Consider the following 24,254-nt stretch of genomic DNA (forward strand, 5'->3'; position numbering starts at 1 on the left):
GCGCAACACCAACTCCCCCCTTTCTCTTTCACACAAGCGGAATGGTCACCTCGTCCTCGACGGGCGGGTCCAGTTCCTCGCGCCGGTTGCCGGTCGCGGCGAAGCAGCGCAGCCGGACCGCCTCCGGGGTGACGTCCAGGCGCAGGAAGCTCTTGAAGAACGGCGGGCTGTAGGTGGCCGAACTCGGCGAGAAGAGCTGGGTGTAGATCTTGCGGACGGGCAGCCGGAAACGGGAGGTCCGGTCGGGGCGGCCGCCGGCGCCCAGCAGACTGGCGACGAGGCGGGTGCGCCAGGTGACCCGGGCGGGTGTGGCCCGGGTGCGGGTCGGGGGGATGCCCAGGCGCTCGGCGATGACGGCGGTCGCCTCGGCCTCGGTGAGGGTGAAGAAGCGGCGCAGCCGCAGCCGGCGCCCGTAGAGCCTGCTGTAGAAGGCGAGGGAGTCGCCGCGCAGCGGGTAGCAGCGGAAGTCCTTCTCGGTGACGTTCGCGATGGAGACGCGCGGGATGGTGTGGGTGGCGTGCATGAACGCGCCGCCGCCGCCCGAGACCACGTACTGGATGGTGCGGCCGTCCACGTCCACCGGGTAGCGCTGGTAGTTGTGGATGTCTCCGCCGATCGCCGCGACGTAGTGGTGGTCCGGATCGCGGACGATGTCGTCGACCGTGCCGCCGCCGTCGATGGGGCAGGGGTGGTGCTCGCCGTCCACGTACAGCGGCGAGCCGGTGATGAGGATCTTGGGGCGGGGGCCTCGGGAGACCTCCCGCAGCCAGCGGCCCTGTTCGGCGTCGATGGTGCCGAGCAGGCCGGTGTCGATGCCGACGATACGGACGGGTCCGGCGTCGATGGCCCAGTACGGGCCGGGCTGCACGGCCCGCTGTTCGGGTGCGGAGCGCAACGCGCGTGCCTCGGCGAGGCGTTGTCCGTCCTGTGCGCCCGGGCGGTGCCACAGCCGGGAGCGCAGCCGGGCGCGGAGCGGCGGGCGGGGGGCCGGGTCCGGGGCGAGCGGCGGGGCGTCGCAGAAGACGCTCATGAACCCGTACAGGTCCTCGTACCAGTCGTGGTTGCCGGGTATGGCGTAGATGGGTGCCCGGTAGTCCTGGTACGGGCGGAAGAACTTGGTCCCGTAGTCGGCGGTCGCACCGACCGGGTAGATCACGTCGCTGGCTATGACGGCGAAGCTGGTGTCCTGACTCACCTTCAGGAAGCCCGGCACCACGGCGTATTGGGAGTCGTCTCCCTCGCCGGTGTCCCCGAGGACCATGAAGGAGAAGCGGTCCTGGTCGTCGCGCCGGATCACCCTGTCCGCGGGCGCGCCCGCCGCCTCGCACTGTTGTGCCCAGCGGCTCCGGGTACGACCGGTGGGGTCGCCGAACCAGGAGGCCAGCACGCCGTTGCGCGCCGCCCAGAGAGTCCTCGGGTTCAGCCAGGAAAGCTTCTCGACATGACCCGGCATCAAGTCCCGGTAACTGCCGCGTTCTACGGCGCCCCAGCCGGCGCCCTCGGCGGTATCGCGTGAGGATTCGGACACCGGTGCACCGTAGCAATGATCGACGGCGCACCGGAGCGGCGAGGGTGCCTCAGAGGTGCGCGTGCGGGTCCGGTTGCGCACGCTCCGGGAGTCCGACGGCTCGCTGGGCGGCCAGGGTGAGGGCGCGGCGGTCCCGCGCGCCGCCCGGCGCCAGCACCGGCATGACCCGGACCTCGGCGACGAGACCGCGTGCCGTGAGCACCCGCCACACGGAGGTCAGCAGGGAGTCGCTGCCCACGAACGCGGGCGCGGTGCTCGCCGGGCCCCCGTCGTGGCGGTAGTGGAGCCGTACCGGCTGGACGGGCGCGCCCGCGTCCAGTGCCGCCTGGAAGGCGGCGCGCCGGAAGCGGCCCTGCGCCCTGCCGCACCAGGTGCTCCCCTCGGGGAACACCACGACCGCCGAACCGCCGCGCAGGCCGTCCGCGATGCGGGCGACCGTGTCGGGCAGCGCCCGCAGCCGGTTGCGGTCGATGAAGAGGGCACCGCTGAGCGCGGTCAGCGCGCCCGCCACCGGCCACTGCCGGATGTCGGACTTGGCGAGCATCCGGCCGGGCCGCACGGCGGCGAGCAGCGGGATGTCCAGCCAGGAGATGTGGTTGGCGACCATCAGCAGGCCGCCGTCCGGCGGGGCGGCCCCGGTGATCCGCACCCGGACGCCCGTGGCGCGCACGACCGTCCGGCACCAGGTCCGGACGGCCCGTTCGCGCGGTGCGACGGGCATCCGGCGGACGACCGGGAAGAGCGCGAGCCCGGCGACCATCAACGTCAGGACGGCCGCGAACCGCAGGACGGCGCGCGGTACGGCGGCCGCCGACGCCACGGCGTCCACGCAGGACTGCGGCGAGCAGGGGGCGCTGGGCATCCAGGGGCTCGCCGGGGCGGGCGCCGGCAGGTGCACCTCGACGCGCCGCGGCCTGGGCACCCCCACCGGGGCCGGCAGCGCCGTCGTGCTCGCGAGCACCGGGGTGCCGCGGCGCGGTCGCAGGGCAGAGCCGAGACGGGACACGTTCGTCACTCCGGTCCGGGGGGTGTTCATCACGCCGGGACGAGCGAGAGGAAGTGCCGCAGATAGCGCGCGTTGATCCGGCGCATCGACAGCAGCACGTACAGGTCGGCGACGCCGAAGTCGGGGTCGTGCGCGGGCTCCCCGCAGACCCAGGCACCCAGGCGGAGGTAACCGCGCAGCAGCGGGGGCAGCTCGGCGTGCCCTTCCGGGGCCGGCGTCTCGGGGCGCCAGGGCAGCAGCGGCCGTACCCGGTACTCCTCGGGCGCCAGGTACTTGGCGCGCACGCGTTCCCAGGTGGCCGCGGCGAGGGCACCGCCGTCGGCGAGCGGCAGGGAGCAGCAGCCGGCCAGCCACTCGTGGCCGCCGTCCACCATGTAGCGGGCTATGCCGGCCCAGATCAGCCCGATGACCGTGCCGTCGCGGTGGTCGGGGTGGACGCAGGAGCGGCCCACCTCGACGAGCCCGGAGCGGATCGGCGCGAGCGGGCCGAGGTCGAACTCGCTCTCCGAGTACAGGCGCCCGGCGATCGCGGCCCGCTCGGGCGGCAGCAGCCGGTAGGTGCCCACGACCTGGCCGGTCACGGTGTCCGTCACGAGCAGGTGGTCGCAGTACGCGTCGAAGGGGTCGATGTCCAGGCCGGGCTGCGGGGTGGACAGGAGGGCGCCCATCTCCCCGGCGAAGACGTCGTGGCGCAGCCGCTGCGCGGCCCGGACGTCGGCCTCGTCACGGGCGAGGGAGACGGTGTAGCGGGTGGGCGCCAGCGGCGGTGGGGGGCTGGCGAGGGTGGAAACGCCGGTCATGGCTCTCTCCTGGTCACGGGCCGGTTCGGCGGTGCGGCCGCAGACCTGAGCGGTTCGGTCTGCGCGCTCCTGTTCTTCCGATGCCGGTTGGCCTGCGCGTGACCCACGAAGGGAGAGCGGGTGTGAGGTTGTTGAATGCCAGGGGTGCCCGGACGGTGCCTGGCGGGACCGGGTCTTGAGCACCACACCCGGACCCGCCCGTCCGCACCCTGCCGGCGAACGTCTCCACGTGGGCGGCTCTACCGCTTGGCCGCCTTGCGGGTGGCCCGCAGCCACTCCTTGTTCATGTTCGTGATGGAGACCAGCGGGATGCCCTTGGGGCATGCGGTGGCGCACTCGCCGGTGAGCGTGCAGCCGCCGAAGCCCTCCTCGTCCATCTGGGCCACCATGTCGAGGACGCGGGTCTCGCGCTCGGGCGCGCCCTGCGGCAGGACGCTGAGGTGGTTGATCTTGGCCGAGGTGAACAGCATCGCCGCGCCGTTGGGGCAGGCGGCCACGCAGGCGCCGCAGCCGATGCACTCGGCGTGCTCGAAGGCGTAGTCGGCGTCCGCCTTGGGCACGGGGGTGGCGTGGGCCTCGGGCGCGGAGCCGGTCGGGGCGGTGATGTAGCCGCCGGCCTGGATGATCCGGTCGAAGGCCGAGCGGTCCACGACCAGGTCCTTCACCACCGGGAAGGCGGCGGCCCGCCAGGGCTCGATGTCGATGGTGTCGCCGTCCTTGAAGGACCGCATGTGCAGCTGGCAGGTGGTGGTGCGCTCGGGGCCGTGCGCGTCGCCGTTGATGACCAGGCTGCACGCGCCGCAGATGCCCTCGCGGCAGTCGTGGTCGAAGGCGACGGGGTCCTCGCCGGAGAGGATGAGCTGTTCGTTGAGGACGTCCAGCATCTCCAGGAAGGACATGTCGGGCGAGATGCCGTCCACCTCGTAGGTGGACATGGCGCCGTCGGCGTCGGCGTTCTTCTGCCGCCAGACGCGCAGGGTGAGCTTCATGCGTAGCTCCGCTGGGTGGGGTGGACGTACTCGAAGACCAGGTCTTCCTTGTGGAGGGTCGGGGCCTCGCCCGTACCCGTGAACTCCCAGGCGGCCGCGTAGGAGAACTCGTCGTCCCTGCGGGCGGCCTCGCCGTCCGGGGTCTGGGACTCCTCGCGGAAGTGGCCGCCGCAGGACTCGGTGCGGTGCAGCGCGTCGAGGCACATCAGCTCGGCGAGCTCCAGGTAGTCGACGATGCGGTTGGCCTTCTCCAGCGACTGGTTGAGCTCCTCGCCCGTGCCGGGCACCTTGATCCGCCGCCAGAACTCCTCACGGATCTGCGGGATCCGTTCCAGGGCCTTGCGCAGACCGGAGTCGCTGCGGGCCATGCCGCAGAACTCCCACATCAGCTCGCCGAGCTCGCGGTGGAAGGAGTCCGGGGTACGGTCGCCGTCGACGGAGAGCAGCAGGTTCAGCCGGTCCTCGGTCTCGGCCAGCACCTCCTGCACGGCGGGGTGTTCGGCGGTGACCGGCTCCTGGTGCGGGTTGCGGGCCAGGTAGTCGTTGATGGTCGCCGGGAGGACGAAGTAGCCGTCGGCCAGGCCCTGCATCAGCGCGGAGGCGCCGAGGCGGTTGGCGCCGTGGTCGGAGAAGTTGGCCTCGCCGATCGCGAACAGGCCGGGGACCGTCGTCTGCAGGTCGTAGTCGACCCACAGGCCGCCCATCGTGTAGTGCACGGCGGGGTAGATCCGCATCGGCACCTCGTAGGGGTTCTCCGCGGTGATCCGCTCGTACATCTCGAAGAGGTTGCCGTACTTCTCCTCGACCTTCTCGCGGCCCATCCGCTTGATGGCGTCCGCGAAGTCGAGGTAGACGCCCTGGCCGCCGGGGCCGACGCCGCGGCCCTCGTCGCAGACGTTCTTGGCGGCGCGGGAGGCGATGTCGCGCGGCACGAGGTTGCCGAAGGACGGGTAGATGCGCTCCAGGTAGTAGTCGCGCTCGTCCTCGGGGATCACGTTCGGCGGGCGGTTGTCGCCCTTGGCCTTGGGCACCCAGATCCGGCCGTCGTTGCGCAGCGACTCGCTCATCAGGGTGAGCTTGGACTGGTGGTCGCCGGTGCGCGGGATGCAGGTGGGGTGGATCTGGGTGAAGCAGGGGTTGGCGAAGTAGGCGCCGCGCCGGTGCGCCCGCCAGATGGCGGTCGCGTTGGAGTTCATGGCGTTGGTCGACAGGTAGAAGACGTTGCCGTAGCCGCCCGAGGCGAGGACGACGGCGTCCGCGAAGTACGTGTCGATCTTTCCGGTGATCAGGTCGCGGGCGACGATGCCGCGGGCCCGGCCGTCGATGACGATCAGGTCGAGCATCTCGGTGCGCGGGTGCATCTCCACGTTCCCGGCGGCGATCTGCCGCGACAGCGCCTGGTAGGCGCCGAGGAGGAGCTGCTGGCCCGTCTGGCCGCGGGCGTAGAAGGTGCGGGAGACCTGGACGCCGCCGAAGGAGCGGGTGTCGAGGAGGCCGCCGTACTCGCGGGCGAAGGGGACGCCCTGCGCCACGCACTGGTCGATGATCTCCACCGAGATCTGGGCCAGGCGGTGGACGTTCGACTCGCGGGCGCGGAAGTCGCCGCCCTTGACGGTGTCGTAGAAGAGCCGGTGGATCGAGTCGCCGTCGTTGCGGTAGTTCTTGGCCGCGTTGATGCCGCCCTGCGCGGCGATCGAGTGGGCGCGGCGCGGGGAGTCCTGGTAGCAGAACTGGACGACGTGGTAGCCCTGTTCGGCGAGGGTGGCGCCCGCGGAGCCGCCGGCGAGGCCGGTGCCGACGACGATGACGGTGTGCTTGCGGCGGTTGGCGGGGTTGACCAGCTTGGCCTCGAAGCGGCGCTTGTCCCAGCGCTCCTGGATGGGGCCGGAGGGGGCCTTGCCGTCGACGACCGGGTCGCCGGATGTGTAGTTCACGTAGTCGGTCATGTCAGCTCACCACTCCGGTCATGACGCCCACGGGTACGGCGATGAATCCGGCCGTGAGCAGCAGCGCGAGAACGTTGGCGACGGTCTTCAGGGCGCGGTCGCGGGTGCGGCTGCCGACGCCGAGGGTCTGGGCGGCGCTCCAGAAGCCGTGCCGGATGTGCAGGCCGAGCGCCAGCATCGCGACGATGTAGATGACGTTGCTGTACCAGTGGGAGAAGTCGTCGACGACGTTCTGGTACGGGTGCCCGGGCTGGAAGGTGCCCGGGTGCACGGTGCCGGTGGTCAGGTCCAGGACGTGCCAGACGATGAACAGGCCGAGGATGATCCCGCCCCAGCGCATGGTGCGGGTGGCGTAGCTCGCCCGCGGCCTTGCGTGCACGTACTTGCTGGGGCGGGCCTTGATGTCGCGGCGGCTGAGCTGGTAGGCGGAGACGGCGTGGGCGACGACGGCCACGATCAGGACGATCCGGATGAGCCAGAGCGTCCACTCGTAGTGCATGAACGGCTCGCCGATGGTGCGCAGCCAGTGGGCGTAGTGGTTGAACTCGCCCGCCCCGAAGTAGATCTTCAGGTTCCCGATCATGTGGGCGACCAGGTACAGCAGCATGATCAGGCCGCTGACCGCCATCACGGTCTTCTTGCCGACGGTGGAGTCCCACACGGTGCGTGCCATGGACGGTCGTCGGTCCGTCCGCGTTGCCAGTGCCATGTCACAGCACGCTAGGGCCGAACGTCCTCATCGGTCCAAGACATGGTCCGGCTTGTTTCGATAGGCGCATCCTATGATGGAGGAGTGCAGTTCCAGCAGCTCCAGTACTTCGTGGCCGTCGCCGAGACCCGGCACTTCACCCGGGCCGCGGAGTTGGTCCATGTCGCCCAGCCCTCGCTGTCGCAGCAGATCAGGGCGCTGGAGCGGGAGCTGGGGGCGGATCTGTTCCTGCGGGCGCGCGGCAACATCACGCTCACCGACGCCGGGGAGGCGCTGCTGCCGCTGGCCCGCCGGATCCTGGCCGACGCGGACACGGCCCGGCACGAGGTGCAGGAGCTGGTGCAGCTGCGCAGCGGCCGGATCCGCCTGGGCGCCACCCCGAGCCTGTGCACCGGCCTGCTGCCGGATGTGCTGCGCGCCTTCCACGACCGCTACCCCGGCATCCGGCTGCTGATCGAGGAGGGCGGCTCCCACGACCTCGTACGGGAGCTCGCGCGCGGCGCCCTCGACCTGGCGCTGGTCGTGCTGCCGCTGCCCACCCCCTCCCCCGCCCTGACCACGGTGGAGCTGCTGCGCGAGGACCTGGTGGTGGTTTCCTCCCCGGACGCGCCACGGCCCGGCGGCGGTCGCCGCACGGTCCGGATCGCGGATCTGGAGGGCGAGCGCCTGGTGATGTTCCGGCACGGCTACGACCTGAGGGAGCTCACCGTGGCGGCGTGCCGCGCCGAGGGCTTCGAGCCGGTCTTCGCGGTCGAGGGCGGTGAGATGGACGCGGTGCTGGGCTTCGTGCGGGCGGGCCTGGGCGTGGCCGTGGTCCCGCGGATGGTCGCGACCCGTTCCGGGCGCGGGCTGCGGGTGACCCCGTTGGCCCGGCCCGGACTGTACCGGACGATCGCCCTGGCCCACCGCAGCGATGTGGCTCCGCCGCGTGCGGCCCGGGAGCTGCAGCGGATGCTGCTGGAGCGGTGAGGTTGTCGCCCCATACGGTTTCTGTCGCGCGAGTCCGAACCGGCGTTGCCGTTGCCGGACGGCTTCGGTCTCTGCCGTGCATCGCCCTCGTGAGGCGTGCGCGTCACCGTATGCAGTGATTTGGTAACACAGCCGCCACGGGGATGGTCCGCAGGCGATGATGCGGCGCATGCGTACGAGGGGACGAGGTGGACGTCACGCCGTCGGGGTCATCAGCGCTCTGGCGTCCCTGGCCGCTCTGGTCTGGACTGCCCACGCCCTGCGGCGCGGGCACCTGTCCTTCGGGGACACCGCTGGGGTGCTGTCCGTGTTGCCCGGCGTGCTGGGCGCGGTGTTCGGGTTGTGGGGCCTGTGGCGGCCCGCCCATCCCGACAGCGAGTTGGCAGCCAAGCTGGCCCATGCGGTGCTGGAGGCCGAGACAGCGCAGTTCAAGCAGTTGCTGGGCGGTGACAGACAGGCGCTGAACGGTCCCATCAACCTGGCCTTCAGCCTGGTTGACGCCCATGGCGTGGAAGGTGCGGCGGACGAGGGGACACTGAAGGCTGTCGCGGACTACTACTCGTCCCTGCGCCCTCGCCGGCTGGTCATCACGGGAGCGGCCACCCGCGGCGGAAGACGCGGGAGAGGCAACGGGACATCGGACGCCGGCGCAGGCAAGACCGTGCTGGCCATCAAGCTGATGCTTGATCTGGCGCGAGACAGGGGCGAGAAGGATCCGGTCCCGGTCCGGCTTGCTGCCGGAGCGTGGCCGGGAACACCTCTGCGCGACTGGTTGCGGGCCCATCTGGTCAGCACCTACCGCCTCACCTCCCACGAGGCCCGTCGTCTGGTCGACGGCAACTTGGTCCTTCCGGTCATCGACGGACTGGACGAGATGGACATGGGTGCCGCCACAACCCGGGCCGCCCAGCTCCTTGGTGCTCTCGAACGGTACGAAAGGGCCGGGCAGAAGGCTCACGTGGTGGTGACGTGCCGCCACGACACCTACGACGCACTGCTGCGTGCGGGAAAACCGCTGCAGATGTCCGTGCGCGTGCAGATCGCACCGGTGACCCCGGACCAGATACTCGACTACCTGCGCCTGCGGGTGGGGGCCTCGCCTGCGAGCCTGACCCGCTGGCAACCTGTCCTCGACGACATCACCCCACCTCCGGGGCAGCCGCAGGCACGGTCGGCACTGGCGAGCAAACTCGGCAGTCCCTGGAGACTGACCCTGGCCGCAGTGGTCTACGAGGAGCCGGCTGAACAAGAAGGCTTCCTGCGCGACCCGGCCGATCTGGTGAGCCTGGCCCGCCGCGGAGACCTCTACCGCCACCTGCTGGACCGATACGTCAAAGCCGCGGTGAACGCCTCTCAGCACGATGACTACGAGTCCGACGACGGCTCCTCCGGTCATTCAGCCTTCCGCCGGCGCGGCAGGCGGCTGGATCCGGCAAAGACGTGGCGCTACCTGGCCGCTCTTGCCCGTTACCTCAACGCCTCCGCGTCTCGAGAGCCGGTTCAGGTGGCAGGACGGCGGCTGTCCGGCACCGACATCGTCCTGCACGAACTCTGGCCCCTGGGCAGGCCCGTGCAGGTGATGGCGGTCAACGCCGTCATGGTCTTCGTACTGTTGCAGCCAGGTTGGTTCACGACCATCTGGATGGGTGCCCTGACACACCACACCCGCACCGCCGGTGCCGTTGTCGCCGTGCTCAGTACTGCCGCAGTCGTCAGAGCCGGGTGGTTGTACTGGCCGCAGCCTCGAAGAGTCGACTTCCGGCGGCTGCGCCACAGAGCGCTCTGGCCTGCTTACGTTCTGGCCCTCGCCGTGGGAATCGCGGGGGGATACCCTGCCCGGCACACAGTGGGCGGCCCTTGGGCCATCACGCTGGGAGTCCTCAACGCCGCCTTCTTCCTTGTCTTTTGCGCCACTGCTTTCGGGGGCGCGACCAACCGAGCGCCCACACTGCCCGGTATGCCGTTACGGGATGACGCGGTGGGTTTCGCTCTGGCAGGGTTCGGTTACGGCCTCGGGCAGGGACTGTTCAGCGGTCTGGGGTGGGGAATGCACGGACACGGCCTGGCTGTCGGGCTGTGGGTCGGGGCATCCGAAGGCCTCTTGATCGCCATCGGCTTCGCCCTTGGGGGCGGCCCGGGAGCAGCTACGCTGCGCTATGTCGCTCTCGTCCTCTCCACGCGCGGAGTCCTGCCATGGAGGCCGGCCGCCTTCCTCGCGCAGTGCCACCGACTGGGCCTGCTGCGCACGGCAGGCATCGCGTATCAGTTCCGCCAACGAGAGCTCCAGGACCACCTCGCCACCCGCCCGGCACCACCGCCCCGCATCTACTGAGGCATCACCAGCGCTCCGATTGCCGCCCTGCGCACGGCTCGTGAAGGACCCGGCAACCTACCGCGGCGTCACCGTCAGGTAGCCGGTCTTCTTCACGCGGCCGTGGTGGGCGACGACCGTCACGGGGTAGCGGCCAGGCTTGAGGTCGCCGCGAAGGGTGGCGGTGCCGATGCAGCGCGGGTCGTCGCCGTCGGCGGACTTGCTGTCGTCGGGCCTGAGGTGGAGGACGTGGGTGAACGCCGGGGAGGTCGCGGTCAGCCTCGATTCCTCGCCCGGGTCCGGATCCGCGTCGTGCCACATTACCGCGACCTGTCCTGCGGCGGCGACCTTGAAGTCCCGCCCGTGAGGGCTGTCGGCGTAGCCGATGCGCGGGTCGTAGAGGTCGGGGCCGTACGCCTTGCCGAAGTAGTCGCGGTCGCCGGGACGCGACGCGCGGACCGTCAGATGCCTCTCGGCAATGCGGTGGCCGTGCGGACCGTACAGCTCGACGGTGTACCTGCCGTCCGCCAGGGCGGGTTTGAGCTCCGGCCTGGCGGTGAACTCCCGGGGATTGTAGAAGTCGGACTGCCCGCTGTGGACGAGAGGCACCGGCCGTGACAGAGCCGCGGACCGTACGGTGAAGTCGGTGCCCCGCTCACCGGGGTACAGGTCGTCGAAGGTCAGCCACACCGGCTCCCCGGGCCGGGCCACGTCAGACCCAGACGTCACCGTGAAGGACGGGCGTCGGGAAGCCACCACGTGGATCCTTTCGCGGGCGACGGTGCGGCCCGCGACGGCGACCGAGAGAGGGTACCAACCGGGCTTGTCCGTCATCGCCAGGGCCGGCGTACCCCCGTAGGAGCCATCCTGCCATCGCAGCGGTACGGGCCCGCTGAACGCCGGCGACTGCGCGGTCACCGCATCGTGCCCCTGGACGCGTCCGACGTCGTGGAGTCGTATGTCGACCAGTTGCCCGGGGCGGGCGTCGAGATTGCCGTTGATGGTCAACGTCGGCTTGTCGGGCGTGCCGGAAGGCGCGCCCGCCGTCCTGTGCTCGCCGTGCGCGGATACTCCCGGGCTCTGCACTGCTTTGGAGGTGCTCGCCGAATGGGCGCACCCGCACAGCACAAGACCGGCCGCGGCAACCCCCACCAGCCTGGACCAGTTCATCGCATCCCCCAGCCGTCGGTCACAGGCGAAGACGGCGTTACGGCCGTGTTGGTTGTCTGCGCATGCGTGAGACACGGGAGGGCACGAGCGGACCGAAGGGCGCAGTCCGTACGGCAGCGGAACTCAGCCCGTCGCGTCCACCAGGGCCAGTTCGTGCAGGCGCTCCGGGGGGCCGGGGCGGGCGTAGTACCAGCCCTGGGCCGTGTCGCAGCCCATCATCCGCAGCTGTTCGGCCTGGGCGCCGGTCTCCACGCCCTCCACCGTGACCGCGAGGTCGAGGCTGTGGGCCAGGGAGACGATCCCCTCCACGATCTTCAGGTCGACCGGGTCCGCCGGGTACTGCTGCATGCTCTGGGTGAAGGAACGGTCCAGCTTGAGGACCCGCACCGGCAGCCGGCGCAGGTTGGCGAGGTTCGAGTAGCCGGTGCCGAAGTCGTCGAGGGCGATGTCCACCCCCATCTCGGCCAGCCGGCGCAGCGGCTTGAGCAGATCGTCGTCCGCGCCGATGAGCGCCGACTCCGTGACCTCCAGGCAGAGCGCGTCCGGCTCGAGGCCGGCCCGCTCCAGGATCTCGACGGTGTCGGAGACCAGCCCCGGATGGGTGAGCTGGCAGGGCGAGAGGTTGACGTTGATGCGCAGCGGGCCGGGCTGGTCCTGCTTCTCCTGCCAGGCGCGGGCCTGCCGTACCGCCTCCTGGAGCACCCAGCGGCCCAGCGGCACGATCAGCCCGGTGCGCTCGGCGAGCGGGATGAAACGGTCGGGGCCGAGCACTCCGTGCTGCGGGTGCAGCCAGCGCACCAGCGCCTCGGCGCCGTGCACCTTGCCGTCGCCGAGGTGCACCAGCGGCTGGTACTCGATGAAGAACTCGCCCCGGTTCAGGGCCGTGGGCAGCGCCGTGGTCAGCCCGTGCCGGGTGATGGTGCGGGCGTCGGCCTCGGGGTCGGCGAGCTCGTAGCGGTTGCCGCCCGCCGACTTCGCCCGGTACATGGTGATGTCCGCGCTGCGCAGCACCTCCGCCGGGCCGCGCTCCCCGACCGGACCCTCGACGATGCCGATGCTGCCGCGCACGGTCAGCTCACGCCCGTCGACGCTGATCGGGGTGACCAGCGCGTTCATGATGCGCCCGGCGAGCTCGTCGACCCCGCGCTCGGTGTCGGGCCCGGTGGTCAGCGCCACGAACTCGTCGCCGCCGAGGCGCGCGACCATCTCGCCGGGGCCGGTCGCGCACGCCTGCAGCCGGTCGGCGACCTCGACGAGCAGCCGGTCCCCGGCCGCGTGCCCGAGGCTGTCGTTGATGGTCTTGAAGCCGTCCAGGTCGAGGTAGCACAGGCCGAACCGCCGGCCCTCCCCCGCCGCCAGGGCCTTCTCCAGCCGCTCGAAGAACAGGGTCCGGTTGGGCAGGCCGGTGAGCGCGTCGTGCGTGGCTTCGTACCGCAGCCGCAGGTTCAGCAGCCGCCGCTCGGTGGTGTCCTCCATGAGCGCGAGCTGGTACTGCGGATTGCCGTCCGCGTCCCGCAGCAGGGACACCGTGAGGTTGGTCCACAGGACCGTTCCGTCAGGCCGGTAGAAGGCCTTCTCCACGTGGTAGTGGTCCCGCTCGCCGCGCACCAGCTCGTCGTACAGGCGCCAGACCTGCGGTGCGTCGTCGGGGTGGGTCCACTCGGCGACGTTGCGGCCGCGCACCAGTTGCTCGGAGCCGCCGAACATGCGCAGCAGGGCGCCGTTGACCTGGAGCACGTTGCCGTCGAGGTCGGCGATGCCGATGCCTATGGCGGCGCCCTCGAAGACCGCGCGGAAGCGGGCCTCCGTGGCGTGCAGGGCCTCGGCCACCTCGCCCTGGGCCGTGAGGGCGGCCTGCGCGATGGCCTCCTGTTCGGCCAGCGTGCGCTCCTTGAGCGCCACCGCGAACCCGGCGGCCATCGCGTGCTGCAACCGTGAGCAGCGGGTGCGCTGGGCCTCCTGCGCCTGCGCGGAGGCGTCCGTGTCGCCGCAGTAGAGCACGAGGTAGGCGTCGACGCAGTCGAGGGTGCGGCTGAGGGCCTCCGGGTCGGTGCAGTGCGCGTCGATGAGCGCCGCGCCGATCCCCTTGGCCGTGGCGGCGTCGAACGCCCTGGCCCGCAACGCCTCGCTCAACTGCCGGGCCAGCGGCAGCAGTCGCTCCTCGAACTCCGGCCGGGTCAGCGACGTCGAGGTCACCGGATAGACGGCCCGGCTCCAGATCGTCGCGAACCTGCGCAGTCTGTCCTCCGGTCCACCCGGTCCCGCGGTCACGCCGAGCGCCCCACGCCGGCGAACCCCGCGAACGAAAAGGGGTCCTCGTCCTCGGGTGCCGTGTCGGGCCGCCACTTCGGCATCGGCACCAGCCCGGGTTCCACCATGTCGTACCCCTCGAAGAACCGCGCGATCTCGTCGCGCGAGCGCATGATCAGCGGATTGCGGATGGTGTTGTACACGTCGACCGCGCCGTCGGCCCGCTCCTTCGGCAGCGGGATCCCCTCGTACGAGGCGTGCGTGAGAACGAGCAGGCTGCCGGGCGCGAGCGAGTCGCGCAGCTCGGCCACCGCACCGTACGGGTCGTCCGTGTCCTCCACGAAGTGCAGTATGGCAACGAGAAGGAGCGCGACTGGCCGGTTCCGGTCGATCAGTCGCTCCACCTGAGGGCTCGCCAGGATCTCCTGGGGCTTGCGGAGGTCGGCCGCGACGACGTCCGCGTGCTCGTTGCCCCGGAGGACGGCCCGGCTGTGCGCGACCGCCACAGGGTCGTGGTCGACGTACACCACGCGCGCCCCCGGGTGCGCCTGCTGCGCCACCTCGTGGACGTTGCCGAAGGTGGGGATGCCGGAGCCGATGTCGAGGAACTGGGTGACGCCCTCCCCGACGGCGAAGCGCACGGCGCGGCGCATGAACGCCCGGTTCGCCTGCATGATCTTGGGAAGCCCCGGCATGTGCTCCATGGCCCTGCGCGCCGCTTCGCGGTCGACCTCGAAGTTGTGGGAGCCGCCCAGGTAGAAGTCGTACATACGGGCGACACTGGGCACGGAGATGTCGATGCTCCGAGGGGCCCAGGCGGGGCGCTCCATGCAGCTCTCCAAGGCGTTGACGACGGTGTAGGCGATCCGGTGTTCGAGCAGAGGCTACTGATCGTCCGCCAACGGAGCGAGTAAAAACGGAAATTGACCGTCCGTTCCCGGTCACCACGTGGTGTTTCCGTGGAGGGCCGGGGACGTGCGCCGCCGCGCGCGCCAAAGGGCCCACCCCCTCCGTGCGGTTGCGGAGGGGGCGGACCGGTCGTGCGCGCCTGTGTCCCGTTCGTCCGGCTTGTGTGTCCACTCCCTTCCGCGTTCCGTCGCTGACTGGGTGAGGCGGTCGATCGACCCTGGGGAGGTGTGATCTCTACTTCGGCGCGCCGACCGGCTTTCCGTCGGGCGAGACGGCGTACCAGGTGCCGCCCACACCCTGACCGTTGGTGTCTCCGGGGGCCTTGTCGCCGGAGAAGGTGTAGATCGGCCAGCAGTTGACGGTCATCTGCTTGGCGCCGTCGGGGCGGGTGAAGCCCATGAGGCCCTTCTTCTGGACGCCCTTGGTGTCGTCGGCCGAGACGGGGGCGACGGCGGGCCACTTCTCCAGGCAGGCGCCGGTGCAGTTCGACACCGGCTCGGGCCAGGCCTTGTCCTTCAGGAAGCGGTAGACCGTCATGCCGTTCTTGTCGACGACGATCGGGCCGAGCTTGGGGTCGTTGCGCACCGACAGGCCGGGCAGGGCGGCGCCGGCCTTCTTGCCGGTGGGCGCGGTCGCGAACCAGGCGCCCTTGACCCCCTGGCCGTTGATGTCACCGGCCTTGGTGTCCTTGGCGTACCGGTACATCGGCCAGCCGGCGATGGTGAGCTGCTTGGTGCCGTCGGAGCGGGTGACCTCGCCCAGCAGGGACGTATCGATACCGGAGGCGACGGTGGCCCCTTCGGCGGGGACCGGCGGCCACGTCTTCGCGCAGTCGCCGTCGCAGGAGGACTTCGGCGGCTCGGCCGTGTCCTGGTCGAAGCGGTAGAGGGTGAAGCCGGCGCCGTCCGTGACGATCTTGCCGAGCTTCGCGTTGTCGGCGACGGCCAGCTGACCCGCGGACTGCCCGCCCGCGGAGGCGGAGGCGCTCGGCGCGGCGGTGGAGTCGGCGCCGTAGCCGTTTCCGGGGAGGGAGGGGCTGGAGCCCAGACCGCCCGGGAAAGCGGTGGCCCCCACGTTCTGGCTGCCCGTCGACTGGGTGCCGCTCTGCGAACCGCACGCCGTCGTGAGTGCCAGCACGGCGGCAGCGGTCGCCACGAGGGAGGCGCTCCGCCAGGTTGTCTTCATTCTCAACTCCCGCTGTCAGCTTCGATGTTGCAGCGTTCTCTGTGCGCCGCTGTGTGGCCATGGGTACGGGCGGGAGTGCCCGGTGTGTTCAATCGGGCCGGGAATTTCTTTCCGGAACCTGTGACGCGTTTCCGGCCACCGCCCCGGCCCTCCTCCGGCATCCCTCGCACGGATGTACCCAACTCGACGTGGACCGGGCGTGGTTGCCCAAAACGCCACGAAGGCGGATCTCCCTCCTTCGAGGCAATTCGCGGGGGCCCGGGCGTGCGGGGGCGCGGCCAAGCCGATGATCTCGGTCGTGCAACGACCCCAACGGCCCCGAAGGGCCCTCGTCACCCGGATGTTGGCCCTGGTGACGCTGGCGTGGTTCCTCGTGGGCGTTCCCGCCGGGGCGGCGTCGGCCGACGCGTGCGCGTACGCCTCGACCGGTCCGGGCGGCACGGAGGCGGTGGCGGTCGCGGGCGGCGACCTCTGGCCCACGCCGCCGTGCTCCGCACCGAGCCCGAGCCCCACGCCGCCGCCCAGCCCCACGCCGACCCCGACCCCGACTCCGACGCCCACCCCCAAGCCGCCGCCCGAGCCCCCGCCGCCCCCGCTGCCGCACCCCACACCGAAGCCCGTGCCGCCGCCCCCGCCGCCGCGCGCCCTGCCGCCGGCCCCGAGACCCGCCCCGGTCCCCGTCCACATCCCCTCCCCCGCGCCGACGCCGTCCCCGACGCCCCCGCCCCGGCCGAGCCCGCACCCCGCACCGACCCCGGTGCGCTATCCGGCCCACCACCCCGTGTCCCACCCACGGCCGCCCCACAGCGGGCCGTCGCCGCTCACGTTCACCCTGCTCATCGTCGCGCCCGCGGTGTTCGCCATCGCCGCGCTGCGTCCGCGCTGATCTCCGGAGGCACCTGTTGTCGGAATGGCTTGTTCTCACCCTCGCGATGGCGGCCGCGTGCGCCGTCGTGATCGTGGTGACCCTGGTCCGGGCCCGCACGGCCGCCGTGGACGAGGACCCGTCCGAGACCCCGGACGTGATCGAGTACATGACGATGTGGATCGGCGTCGTGTACGCCATCGTGCTGGGCCTGGCCATCGCCGGGGTGTGGGAGGCCCGCAGCGCCGCCCAGGACCATGTGCAGGCCGAGGCGCAGGCGCTGCACGAGATCTCGCAGCGCGTCCGCGTCTACCCGGCCGATGTCCGCGACCGCGTCCGCGCCGACGTCAACGCGTATGTCGGCCATGTCGTCACCACCGAGTGGAAGGCCATGGCCGATCACGGCGAGGTGACCGCCCGCGGCCAGGAGCTGTTCCAGCGGATCCGTCAGGACGTCACCGACTACCACCCGAAGACGGACTACGAGGCGCAGGCGTACCAGCCGCTCGTGGACCAGGTGACGGCGGCCGACGCGGCGCGCAACGCGCGCGCCGACGCCACCGGCTCGACCATGCCGCCGGTGGTGTGGTTCGGGCTGATCGCGGGAGCGGTGGTCACCATCGGGATGGTGTTCGCGCTGCAGATCCGGCGAACGGCCCGCGAACTCCTGCTGGCGGGGCTCTTCTCGGCGCTGATCGCCTTCCTGCTTTTCCTGATCTGGGACTTCGACGCGCCCTACAGCCGGGGTGTCTCGGCCTCCTCGGAGCCGTTCCTGGCGCTGTTCCCGCAGCTGCACGGCTGACGGGGCTCGGCCCCTCGAGGGGCGGGCGGCCTTCGACCCCTCAGGGCTCGGGCGGACCCACTGACCCTCGAGGGGCGGGCCAACCGAGCCCTCGCGGGAGCTGACCCATCGAGCCCACAAGCGGCGGGCGCCCTCCGCGCCCGCCCCCTTCACCGCCCCGCTTCCCCTGAGCGGCACATTCCCGTACCCCGTTCGCTCTACTGGGATCGCGCCCAGCCACCCCCTTTCTTAGCGTTTCGGGCAACGAGGTGCATTTCCGACGCAAGCGGAACAGGTCCGCGGCACGGCTCCTCGGAGACCTGGAGGCTCACCATGCGCGCGATTCGCCTCGCTTCGGCCGCAATGCTGGGCGTCAGTGCCCTGGCCCTCACGGCGTGTACGACGGCCGTCGCCCGAGGCGGGGAGGCCGGCGCCGGCCACTCGGGTTTCTCCTACAACCTGGAACCGGCCGCGGTCGCCCCCGGCGGGCGGGTCAACCTGCCGGTGCGGGGCTGCAACCAAGACGCCAAGGTCTTCTCGGGCGCTTTCGACGACGACGTCACCATCCCCCGCGGCCGCAACTCGACCACGGTCACGGTCGGCAGGGACGCACTGCCGGGCACCACGTTCGACGTGCTGTTCCAGTGCGGCCACCAGGCCGGTCACCGGCAGCTCGTCATGACCGCCGGGCGCGACGACCGCGACGAGGAGTCGCGGGACGAGGGCTCAGGCCGTGGGAACGGACGCGGCGAGGCGGAGCGGCCACAGCACGGCGTGCACGCCGGTGAGGGCGGCAGCATCGGCGGCTTCGACCTGAAGAAGACCGGCCTCGGCGCCGCCCTCGTCCTGGTCTCGGTCGGCACGGCCTGGCACCTTACGCGCCGCCGTGGCCGCGGCAGCACCTCCTGACCGTCACAGCGTGAACGGCGCGGCGAGAGGGCGGCGCCGGGAGGGGATGGCGAATGTCTGCTTCCGGGCCGGCCGAAGGAGGAGAGAGCGGGCACCAGCGCAAGCGCGCCCCGTGGGGAGTGATCGCGCTGGTGCTGCTGACCGGTCTCGCCCTGGTGCGGAACGGTTCCGGCGAGTCCCCTGTGGGCCCGCCCCAGCCCGCGAAGGCGGCGGCCCCCGACTCCCGCTCGGGTTCGGGCCCCGGCTCGGGCTCCAGCGTCTCGGAGGCGCCCGATCCGTTGCCGTACTCCGCGGTCGAGCGCGTCCGCGTCCCGGCGCTCCAGATCGACGCCCCCGTCATACCGGTGGGCCTGGACACATCCGGGTGGGTGGCCGCCCCGCCGCCCGAGGATCCGAACCTGGCGGGCTGGTTCACCGGCGCGGTCTCACCCGGCGAGAAGGGCACGGCCGTGATCGTGGGCCATGTCGACAACCATGAGGGACCGGCCGTCTTCTACGGGCTCGGAGCTCTGGGCAAGGGCCATCACATCGAGGTCCGGCGCCAGGACGGCAGGACCGCCGTGTTCGAGGTCTACGGCAACGAGGTCTTCGACAAGGCCCACTTCCCCGGTGACCGCGTCTACGGGAACAAGGGGGCGCCGGAGCTGCGGGTGATCACCTGCGGGGGAGAGTTCGTCGACGGGAACTACGCGGGGAACGTGGTGGTGTTCGCCCGGATGGTCGCCGTGCGCTGAGCGGGGACCGGCGCGCGTGCCCGGCAGCGTGCTCAGGTCGACCGCCTCCTGGGCACGGTGAGGTGGTAGCCGGCGTCCAGCAGGAAAGGCAGATAGTCGCGCAGCGCCGCCACGGTCTGTGTGCGGTCGCCGCCGGCGTCGTGCGAGAGGACGATGACGCCCGGTGCGGCGCCGCCCTCCACCTGCCCCACGATGGCCTTCGCGTCCGGCGGCGGGGTCGTCCAGTCGCCGCTGTCGACCGTCCAGGCCAGCGGCTCCATGCCCAGTTCGGCGCCGAGTTCGAAGGTGGCCCGGTTCCAGGCCCCGTACGGCGCGCGGAACCACAGCGGCGCCTCTCCGTACGCGTCCTGGACGATCTCGCAGGTGCGTTCCATCTCGGAGCGGATACCGGGACGGGTCAGCCGGGTGAGCAGCGGGTGGGTCCAGGTGTGGTTGCCGACGATGTGACCGTCGTCGGCCATCTCGCGCAGCAGGTCCTTGTGGTCCGCGGCCATCCCCCCGCAGACGAAGAACATCGCGCGCACGTCGTACTCGCGCAGGGTCCGCAGGATGCCCGGGGTGTAGCGGGGGTCCGGGCCGTCGTCGAAGGTCAGCACCATGCTCCTGCCGCGGTCCGGCATGCGCAGGATCGGCTCGCGGCGCACTGCGGTCCGCACCGGTGTGCGACGCGCCGGGCCGGACCCGGTCATGGGCCGCAGCCGGAAGGTGGACGGCCTGTGCGGGGCGCGGGCCCCCGGGCCCGGAGCGGCGAGGGCGCCGCGCGCCGGCCGTACCGGATCGTCCTCGAGGAGCAGCCCGGCCGCTCCCGCCGCCCCGGCCGCGCCCAGGACGGCGGCTCCGGCGAGCAGCAGGCGGCGCCGCGAGAGCAGCTGATCCTTTTTCATGATTCATCAGTCGCGCGGATCACAGCGCGCGTGGCCGCGCAACACCGACCACGGCGGCGGAAATCACCCCATGGGACCCACGTACCCGGATGTAGGGACCTGAGCGGACGTCCGGCCCGTGATCCCCGGCCGCAACGGCCCGGACCTGCGGATTCCGATAGCCTCGCCCATGTGACGGAACAGCACTCGCACCAGTTCGAGCGGGGCACGGACGGGCCCAAGGTCATCCTCGTCGGGGTGGACGGCTCCGACTCGTCGTTGCGGGCCGCGGCCTACGCCGGCGGTCTCGCCCGGCGGCAGCACGCGCTGCTCGCGGTCGTGTACGTACAACCGGTGATGGCGGCCGGGGCGGCCCTCGGGGTTCCGGTGGCGGAGACGACCGACCAGATCGCCGAGGAACTGGTCGCCCAGATCCGTGAGGCGGCCGAGCGGCTGAAGGGCATATTCGACGTGCGCTGGGAGTTCCACACCTTCCGTGGCGACCCGTACAACGGCCTGGTGAAGGCCGCCGAGGAGCTGAAGGCGGACGCCGTCGTGGTCGGCGCCTCCGAGCAGGCCGGCCACCGCATCATCGGCTCGGTGGCGATCCGCCTGGTGAAGGCGGGCCGATGGCCCGTAACAGTCGTACCGTAGGGACGTCGCCGTCTTCCCTCCCCGGCGGGGCTGCGCCATCATGATCCGGCCAGCGCATTGCCGTCCGCGAAGAGGTCCGCGAAGAGGTGAGGCTCATGGCCGGACTCCGTAAGGGCGAGGGAATTCTCCGCCGCAAACCCATCGAGCACATCGACGAGACGGAGGTCGGCGAGGGCACCCGGCTCGAGCGCTCGCTCGGCCTGTGGCAGCTGACCGCGATCGGCGTCGGCGGGATCATCGGCGCCGGCATCTTCACCCTCGCCGGCACGGTGGCGAACGGCACCGCCGGACCCGCGGTCCTGGTGTCGTTCCTGATCGCGGGCCTGGCGAGCGCGACCGCCGCCCTGTCGTACGCCGAATTCGCCGGGCTCATCCCGAAGGCCGGATCGGCCTACACGTACGGCTACGCGGTGCTCGGCGAGTACGCCGGCTGGTTCATCGGCTGGGACCTGCTGCTGGAGTACACGGCGATCGTGGCGGTGGTCGCCATCGGCATCTCCGGCTACTTCGGCTTCCTCGTCGGCGAGATGGGCGCGCACCTGCCGGCGTGGATGCTGGGGGCGCCGGGGACGGGGGCCGGACACCGGGTGGACCTGTTCGCGCTGGTGCTGTGTCTGCTGATCGCCTACCTGCTGAACCTCGGCATCCGCAACGCGGCCCGTTTCGAGACGTTCGTCGTGGCGCTGAAGATCCTCGTCGTGCTGCTGGTGATCGGTGTCGGCGTCTTCCACATCGACAGCGGCAACTACCACCCGTTCTTCCCCTACGGGATCGGCGGCGCGTTCACCGGTGCGGCGACCGTGTTCTTCGCGGTCTTCGGCTACGACGCCATGTCGACCGCCGCGGAGGAGTCCAAGGACGCGCAGCGCCACATGCCGAAGGCGATCGTCTACTCGCTGGCGATCTCCATGGTGCTGTACGTAGCGGCCTGCCTGGTGCTGACGGGCATGCAGAAGTACTCGCACATCGACAAGGAGAGCGGCTTCTCCAGCGCGTTCAAGGCGGTCGGCCTCAGCGGGCTCGCGGACGTGATCGCGGTCGGGGCCGTCATCGGCATCCTCACCGTCATGTTCACGTTCATGCTGGGCGTCACCCGGGTGTGGTTCTCCATGTCGCGCGACGGACTGCTGCCCTCGTGGTTCGCCAAGACGCATCCCACGCGTCACGTCCCGACCCGTGTGACATGGATCGTCGGGATCGCCTCGGCCCTCATCGCCGGGTTCCTGCCGATCGCCCAGGTGGCCGAACTGACCAACATCGGCATCCTGTTGGCGTTCGTCGTGGTGTGCACGGCGGTGATCGTGCTGCGCTACCGGCAGCCGGAGCTGCCGCGCACCTTCCGCACGCCGTGGATGCCGTTCCTCCCCGCGATGGGCGTGGTCTTCTCGCTCTGGCTGATCACGTTCCTGCGGTGGGAGACATGGGTGCGGTTCGCCGTGTGGTTCCTGATCGGCCAGATCGTCTACTTCGGTTACTCCTACCGGCGCTCGGAGCTGGCCAAGGCCCCGCACACCCCCTGAGCCGGCCCCGGGAGGCCCCGCACGCCTCTCCGGTCGACCGCTCACCGCACCGTTCACCGACGAACAGCGACCGCCCACCGCACCGCGCCGTCGCGGCCCTGTCCCGGCGGGCGAAGCCGCGTTGCCATACGCCCATGACGGCCGGAAGCACCACCCCCACCACCGGGACGACCGCCGAGCACGAGCTGGCCGAGCTGCAGCGCGAGCACGGCCGTCCCCTCTTCGCGCTGCTGCTCCGGCTCTCGGACGGTGACCGTCAGCGCGCCGAGGACCTGCTGCAGGAGACGTTCGTACGCGCCTGGCAACACCCCGAAGCGCTGCGCGCGCCCGATTTCGACTCCGTGCGCCCCTGGCTGCTCACCGTCGGCCGGCGGCTCGCCATCGACGCCAAGCGGGCGCGTCAGGCCCGCCCCGCCGAGGTCGGGGACGCCGTCCCGGAGAACGCCCGCGTGATCGCCGACCACGCCGAACGGGCCGCCGCGACGCTCGACGTACGGCGGGCTGTGAAGACACTCACTCCCGAGCACAGGGAAGTCCTGGTGCAGGTGTACTTTCACGGGGCGAGTGTGGCGGAGGCCGCCCGAACCCTGGGGATTCCGCCCGGTACTGTGAAGTCCCGTGCGTACTACGCCCTGCGCGCCCTGCGCCGGGTCCTTCCGGGATACGCGGCGGACCTGCGGTGAAACCGAAGCCTGAGTCAAGCCTTCGCAAAGCGCCTTGCTGCGGACCATGGTTGAGCAATGGGCTTGCCTCATCCGTGTTGCGGACTGGGGCCCGAGTCTCGGGCGACGCGCACGCACCGGAGGAAGGCAGGAAGGGATGCTGCACAGAGGCCACGAGAGCACGGACGGCACCGACGGCGGTGAACTGACCGTCCCCATGGCATGGCTGTACGCCGAGTACATCGCGGACGAACTGCTGCGGACCGGCGACCTGATGCCGCCGACGTCCTTCGAGTTCCGCGCCGGGCGCGACGCCCTGGCGCTGACGATCTTCCTGTCCGACACCGGTGGCGAGCTCTCCCGCATCCGGGTCGTCTCGCAGCTGGAGACCTGGCTCTCGCTGACGGCGTACGACCAGCCCTGGCAGGACTGGGTGTGCGAGCGGATGGCGGAACTGTCCGCGGAAGCGGCCCGGTCGGGCGGCCCGGCGCCGGACCTGGAGCTGGCCACGGCGGCCTGGCGCTGGCTGGAGGAGACCGAGCTGCTCGCCCCCGATCTGGACGCGGTGCCCGGCGGCGGCCCGGTGGTCGGCGAGGACGACGGCCCCAAGGTGTGGACGCCGGCCTGGCAGCTGGGGCTCCCCCTGGGACATCTCGCCATCCATCTCTTCTGAAGAAGTTTCCCGGGACGACCAATCCGCCGGCCCGGCGGCTCCGAATGCCTTTCTTGGCCGCGATTCGGTAACGGCCTTGAGTGATTCGGCCGCCTGGTCCGTACCGGTGGGCAACAGCAGCACCACCCCCCACCCCGCCCACCGGCCTGAGGATTTGGTATGAGGTCCCTGGAACGCCACCGCGACGTCGGCGCCTACGCGCTGGGCGTGCTGGACGAGGCGGAAGCCTTCCGCTTCGAGGACCACCTCATGGAGTGCCCGACGTGCGCGGCGCACGTGACGGAGTTCCGCCCCGCCGCACGTCAGTTGATGCTCTACCGGAGGTCGACCCCGAGGTCCGTGCACCCCTTCGCGGCGCCCGGGCCCCGGCTGCTGGAGCGGCTGCTCGACGAGGTGGCGACCAAGCACCGCAGCGGGCGCAGGCGATGGCTGTACGCGGTCGCGGCGGCCGTGGTGTTCGCGGTCGGAGGGCCGACGACGGCGCTCGTCGCCGGGCACGGCTCGACGTCCACCACCGTGACGGCCATGACCGCGACCGACCCGGACACGGGCGTGTGGGCGCGGATCACCGCGCACGACGAGGTGTGGGGCAGCCAGATCGACGTGACGGTCAAGGACCGGTCGGGGCCGCATCCCTGCCGGCTCGTCGCGGTCGGCAAGGACGGTGCGGAGCAGACGGTGGCGAGCTGGATGGATCCCGCGGAGGACGGTGAGCCGACCAAGCTCCAGGGCGGCACGGGGATGCGGTCGGACCAGATCGACCACTTCGATGTGCGCACCAAGGACGGACAGCGCCTGGTCATGCTGAAGGCCCGCTGACC

Annotated in this window: 22 protein-coding genes; 11 read left to right on the top strand and 11 right to left on the bottom strand. The window is 71.3% G+C overall.

The window, feature by feature from the left end; all coding sequences use genetic code 11:
* Nucleotides 1-28: 28 nt before the first annotated feature.
* The 6 genes from ACIRC0_RS20215 to ACIRC0_RS20240 all read right to left on the bottom strand — a co-directional run bounded on the left by ACIRC0_RS20215 (nt 29) and on the right by ACIRC0_RS20240 (nt 6,942).
* On the bottom strand, nt 29-1,528 hold the full coding sequence (locus ACIRC0_RS20215) for a metallophosphoesterase family protein (protein WP_403617508.1): 1,500 nt from the start codon (nt 1,526-1,528) through the stop codon (nt 29-31).
* A gap of 49 nt (nt 1,529-1,577) precedes the next feature.
* Nucleotides 1,578-2,390 carry a lysophospholipid acyltransferase family protein gene (locus tag ACIRC0_RS20220; RefSeq protein WP_403617920.1) on the bottom strand — a complete coding sequence of 271 codons (813 nt, stop codon included), beginning with the start codon at nt 2,388-2,390 and terminating at the stop codon, nt 1,578-1,580.
* A gap of 173 nt (nt 2,391-2,563) precedes the next feature.
* Entirely contained in the window at nt 2,564-3,334 is a 771-nt protein-coding gene (locus ACIRC0_RS20225; RefSeq protein ID WP_403617509.1) for a GNAT family N-acetyltransferase, read from the bottom strand.
* 239 nt (nt 3,335-3,573) lie between these two features.
* Nucleotides 3,574-4,323 (bottom strand): succinate dehydrogenase/fumarate reductase iron-sulfur subunit, encoded by a 750-nt coding sequence (locus ACIRC0_RS20230; RefSeq protein WP_403617510.1) that lies wholly within the window; start codon nt 4,321-4,323, stop codon nt 3,574-3,576.
* Nucleotides 4,320-6,269 carry a fumarate reductase/succinate dehydrogenase flavoprotein subunit gene (locus ACIRC0_RS20235; protein ID WP_403617511.1) on the bottom strand — a complete coding sequence of 650 codons (1,950 nt, stop codon included), beginning with the start codon at nt 6,267-6,269 and terminating at the stop codon, nt 4,320-4,322. Before ACIRC0_RS20235 ends, ACIRC0_RS20230 begins: the two co-directional genes overlap by 4 nt.
* Before the next feature lies 1 nt (nt 6,270).
* On the bottom strand, nt 6,271-6,942 hold the full coding sequence (locus ACIRC0_RS20240; protein WP_403617922.1) for a succinate dehydrogenase: 672 nt from the start codon (nt 6,940-6,942) through the stop codon (nt 6,271-6,273).
* A 120-nt stretch (nt 6,943-7,062) separates the two neighbouring features.
* Here ACIRC0_RS20240 and ACIRC0_RS20245 point away from each other — a divergent pair, with 120 nt between their 5' ends.
* Both ACIRC0_RS20245 and ACIRC0_RS20250 read left to right on the top strand, forming a co-directional pair.
* Nucleotides 7,063-7,947 (top strand): LysR family transcriptional regulator, encoded by an 885-nt coding sequence (locus ACIRC0_RS20245; RefSeq protein WP_403617512.1) that lies wholly within the window; start codon nt 7,063-7,065, stop codon nt 7,945-7,947.
* Between the two features lie 298 nt (nt 7,948-8,245).
* A complete protein-coding gene (locus ACIRC0_RS20250) occupies nt 8,246-10,279 on the top strand; it encodes an NACHT domain-containing protein (RefSeq protein ID WP_403617513.1) in 2,034 nt (677 codons plus the stop codon).
* A 57-nt stretch (nt 10,280-10,336) separates the two neighbouring features.
* Here the strand turns inward: ACIRC0_RS20250 and ACIRC0_RS20255 are convergent, their stop codons facing one another.
* The 4 genes from ACIRC0_RS20255 to ACIRC0_RS20270 all read right to left on the bottom strand — a co-directional run bounded on the left by ACIRC0_RS20255 (nt 10,337) and on the right by ACIRC0_RS20270 (nt 15,772).
* Nucleotides 10,337-11,428 (bottom strand): hypothetical protein, encoded by a 1,092-nt coding sequence (locus tag ACIRC0_RS20255; RefSeq protein WP_403617514.1) that lies wholly within the window; start codon nt 11,426-11,428, stop codon nt 10,337-10,339.
* A gap of 123 nt (nt 11,429-11,551) precedes the next feature.
* The gene (locus ACIRC0_RS20260) at nt 11,552-13,699 is read right to left on the bottom strand and encodes a putative bifunctional diguanylate cyclase/phosphodiesterase (RefSeq protein ID WP_403617515.1); all 2,148 of its coding nucleotides are present in this window, start codon (nt 13,697-13,699) and stop codon (nt 11,552-11,554) included.
* Nucleotides 13,696-14,508, bottom strand: coding sequence for an SAM-dependent methyltransferase (locus tag ACIRC0_RS20265; RefSeq protein WP_403617516.1), 813 nt, complete (start codon nt 14,506-14,508; stop codon nt 13,696-13,698). The genes ACIRC0_RS20260 and ACIRC0_RS20265 overlap by 4 nt, the downstream gene beginning before the upstream one ends.
* Before the next feature lie 313 nt (nt 14,509-14,821).
* Nucleotides 14,822-15,772, bottom strand: coding sequence for an SCO0930 family lipoprotein (locus ACIRC0_RS20270; RefSeq protein ID WP_403617517.1), 951 nt, complete (start codon nt 15,770-15,772; stop codon nt 14,822-14,824).
* A gap of 298 nt (nt 15,773-16,070) precedes the next feature.
* Between ACIRC0_RS20270 and ACIRC0_RS20275 the strand changes: the two genes are divergently transcribed.
* From ACIRC0_RS20275 to ACIRC0_RS20290, 4 genes are all read left to right on the top strand, one after another.
* The gene (locus ACIRC0_RS20275; protein ID WP_403617518.1) at nt 16,071-16,658 is read left to right on the top strand and encodes a hypothetical protein; all 588 of its coding nucleotides are present in this window, start codon (nt 16,071-16,073) and stop codon (nt 16,656-16,658) included.
* Nucleotides 16,659-16,674: 16 nt separating this feature from the next.
* Entirely contained in the window at nt 16,675-17,439 is a 765-nt protein-coding gene (locus tag ACIRC0_RS20280; protein ID WP_366029805.1) for a DUF4239 domain-containing protein, read from the top strand.
* Nucleotides 17,440-17,751: 312 nt separating this feature from the next.
* Complete coding sequence (locus tag ACIRC0_RS20285; RefSeq protein ID WP_403617519.1) at nt 17,752-18,327, top strand: hypothetical protein; 576 nt, start codon at nt 17,752-17,754, stop codon at nt 18,325-18,327.
* Nucleotides 18,328-18,380: 53 nt separating this feature from the next.
* A complete protein-coding gene (locus tag ACIRC0_RS20290; RefSeq protein ID WP_403617520.1) occupies nt 18,381-19,061 on the top strand; it encodes a class F sortase in 681 nt (226 codons plus the stop codon).
* Nucleotides 19,062-19,093: 32 nt separating this feature from the next.
* Here ACIRC0_RS20290 and ACIRC0_RS20295 read toward each other — a convergent pair whose 3' ends face one another.
* Nucleotides 19,094-19,945 (bottom strand): polysaccharide deacetylase family protein, encoded by an 852-nt coding sequence (locus ACIRC0_RS20295; RefSeq protein WP_403617521.1) that lies wholly within the window; start codon nt 19,943-19,945, stop codon nt 19,094-19,096.
* 171 nt (nt 19,946-20,116) lie between these two features.
* On the opposite strand from ACIRC0_RS20295, the gene ACIRC0_RS20300 reads away from it, so the two are divergent.
* The 5 genes from ACIRC0_RS20300 to ACIRC0_RS20320 all read left to right on the top strand — a co-directional run bounded on the left by ACIRC0_RS20300 (nt 20,117) and on the right by ACIRC0_RS20320 (nt 24,252).
* Complete coding sequence (locus ACIRC0_RS20300) at nt 20,117-20,578, top strand: universal stress protein (RefSeq protein ID WP_366029809.1); 462 nt, start codon at nt 20,117-20,119, stop codon at nt 20,576-20,578.
* A gap of 95 nt (nt 20,579-20,673) precedes the next feature.
* Nucleotides 20,674-22,098 carry an amino acid permease gene (locus tag ACIRC0_RS20305; protein WP_403617522.1) on the top strand — a complete coding sequence of 475 codons (1,425 nt, stop codon included), beginning with the start codon at nt 20,674-20,676 and terminating at the stop codon, nt 22,096-22,098.
* 134 nt (nt 22,099-22,232) lie between these two features.
* On the top strand, nt 22,233-22,781 hold the full coding sequence (locus ACIRC0_RS20310; protein WP_263228520.1) for a sigma-70 family RNA polymerase sigma factor: 549 nt from the start codon (nt 22,233-22,235) through the stop codon (nt 22,779-22,781).
* A 136-nt stretch (nt 22,782-22,917) separates the two neighbouring features.
* Complete coding sequence (locus tag ACIRC0_RS20315; RefSeq protein WP_200421868.1) at nt 22,918-23,433, top strand: hypothetical protein; 516 nt, start codon at nt 22,918-22,920, stop codon at nt 23,431-23,433.
* Nucleotides 23,434-23,592: 159 nt separating this feature from the next.
* Nucleotides 23,593-24,252 carry a zf-HC2 domain-containing protein gene (locus ACIRC0_RS20320; protein WP_403617523.1) on the top strand — a complete coding sequence of 220 codons (660 nt, stop codon included), beginning with the start codon at nt 23,593-23,595 and terminating at the stop codon, nt 24,250-24,252.
* Nucleotides 24,253-24,254 lie beyond the last annotated feature (2 nt).

It is taken from the genome of Streptomyces sp. NPDC093984, assembly GCF_044764595.1.
In the GTDB taxonomy this organism is placed as follows: domain Bacteria; phylum Actinomycetota; class Actinomycetes; order Streptomycetales; family Streptomycetaceae; genus Streptomyces; species Streptomyces cynarae.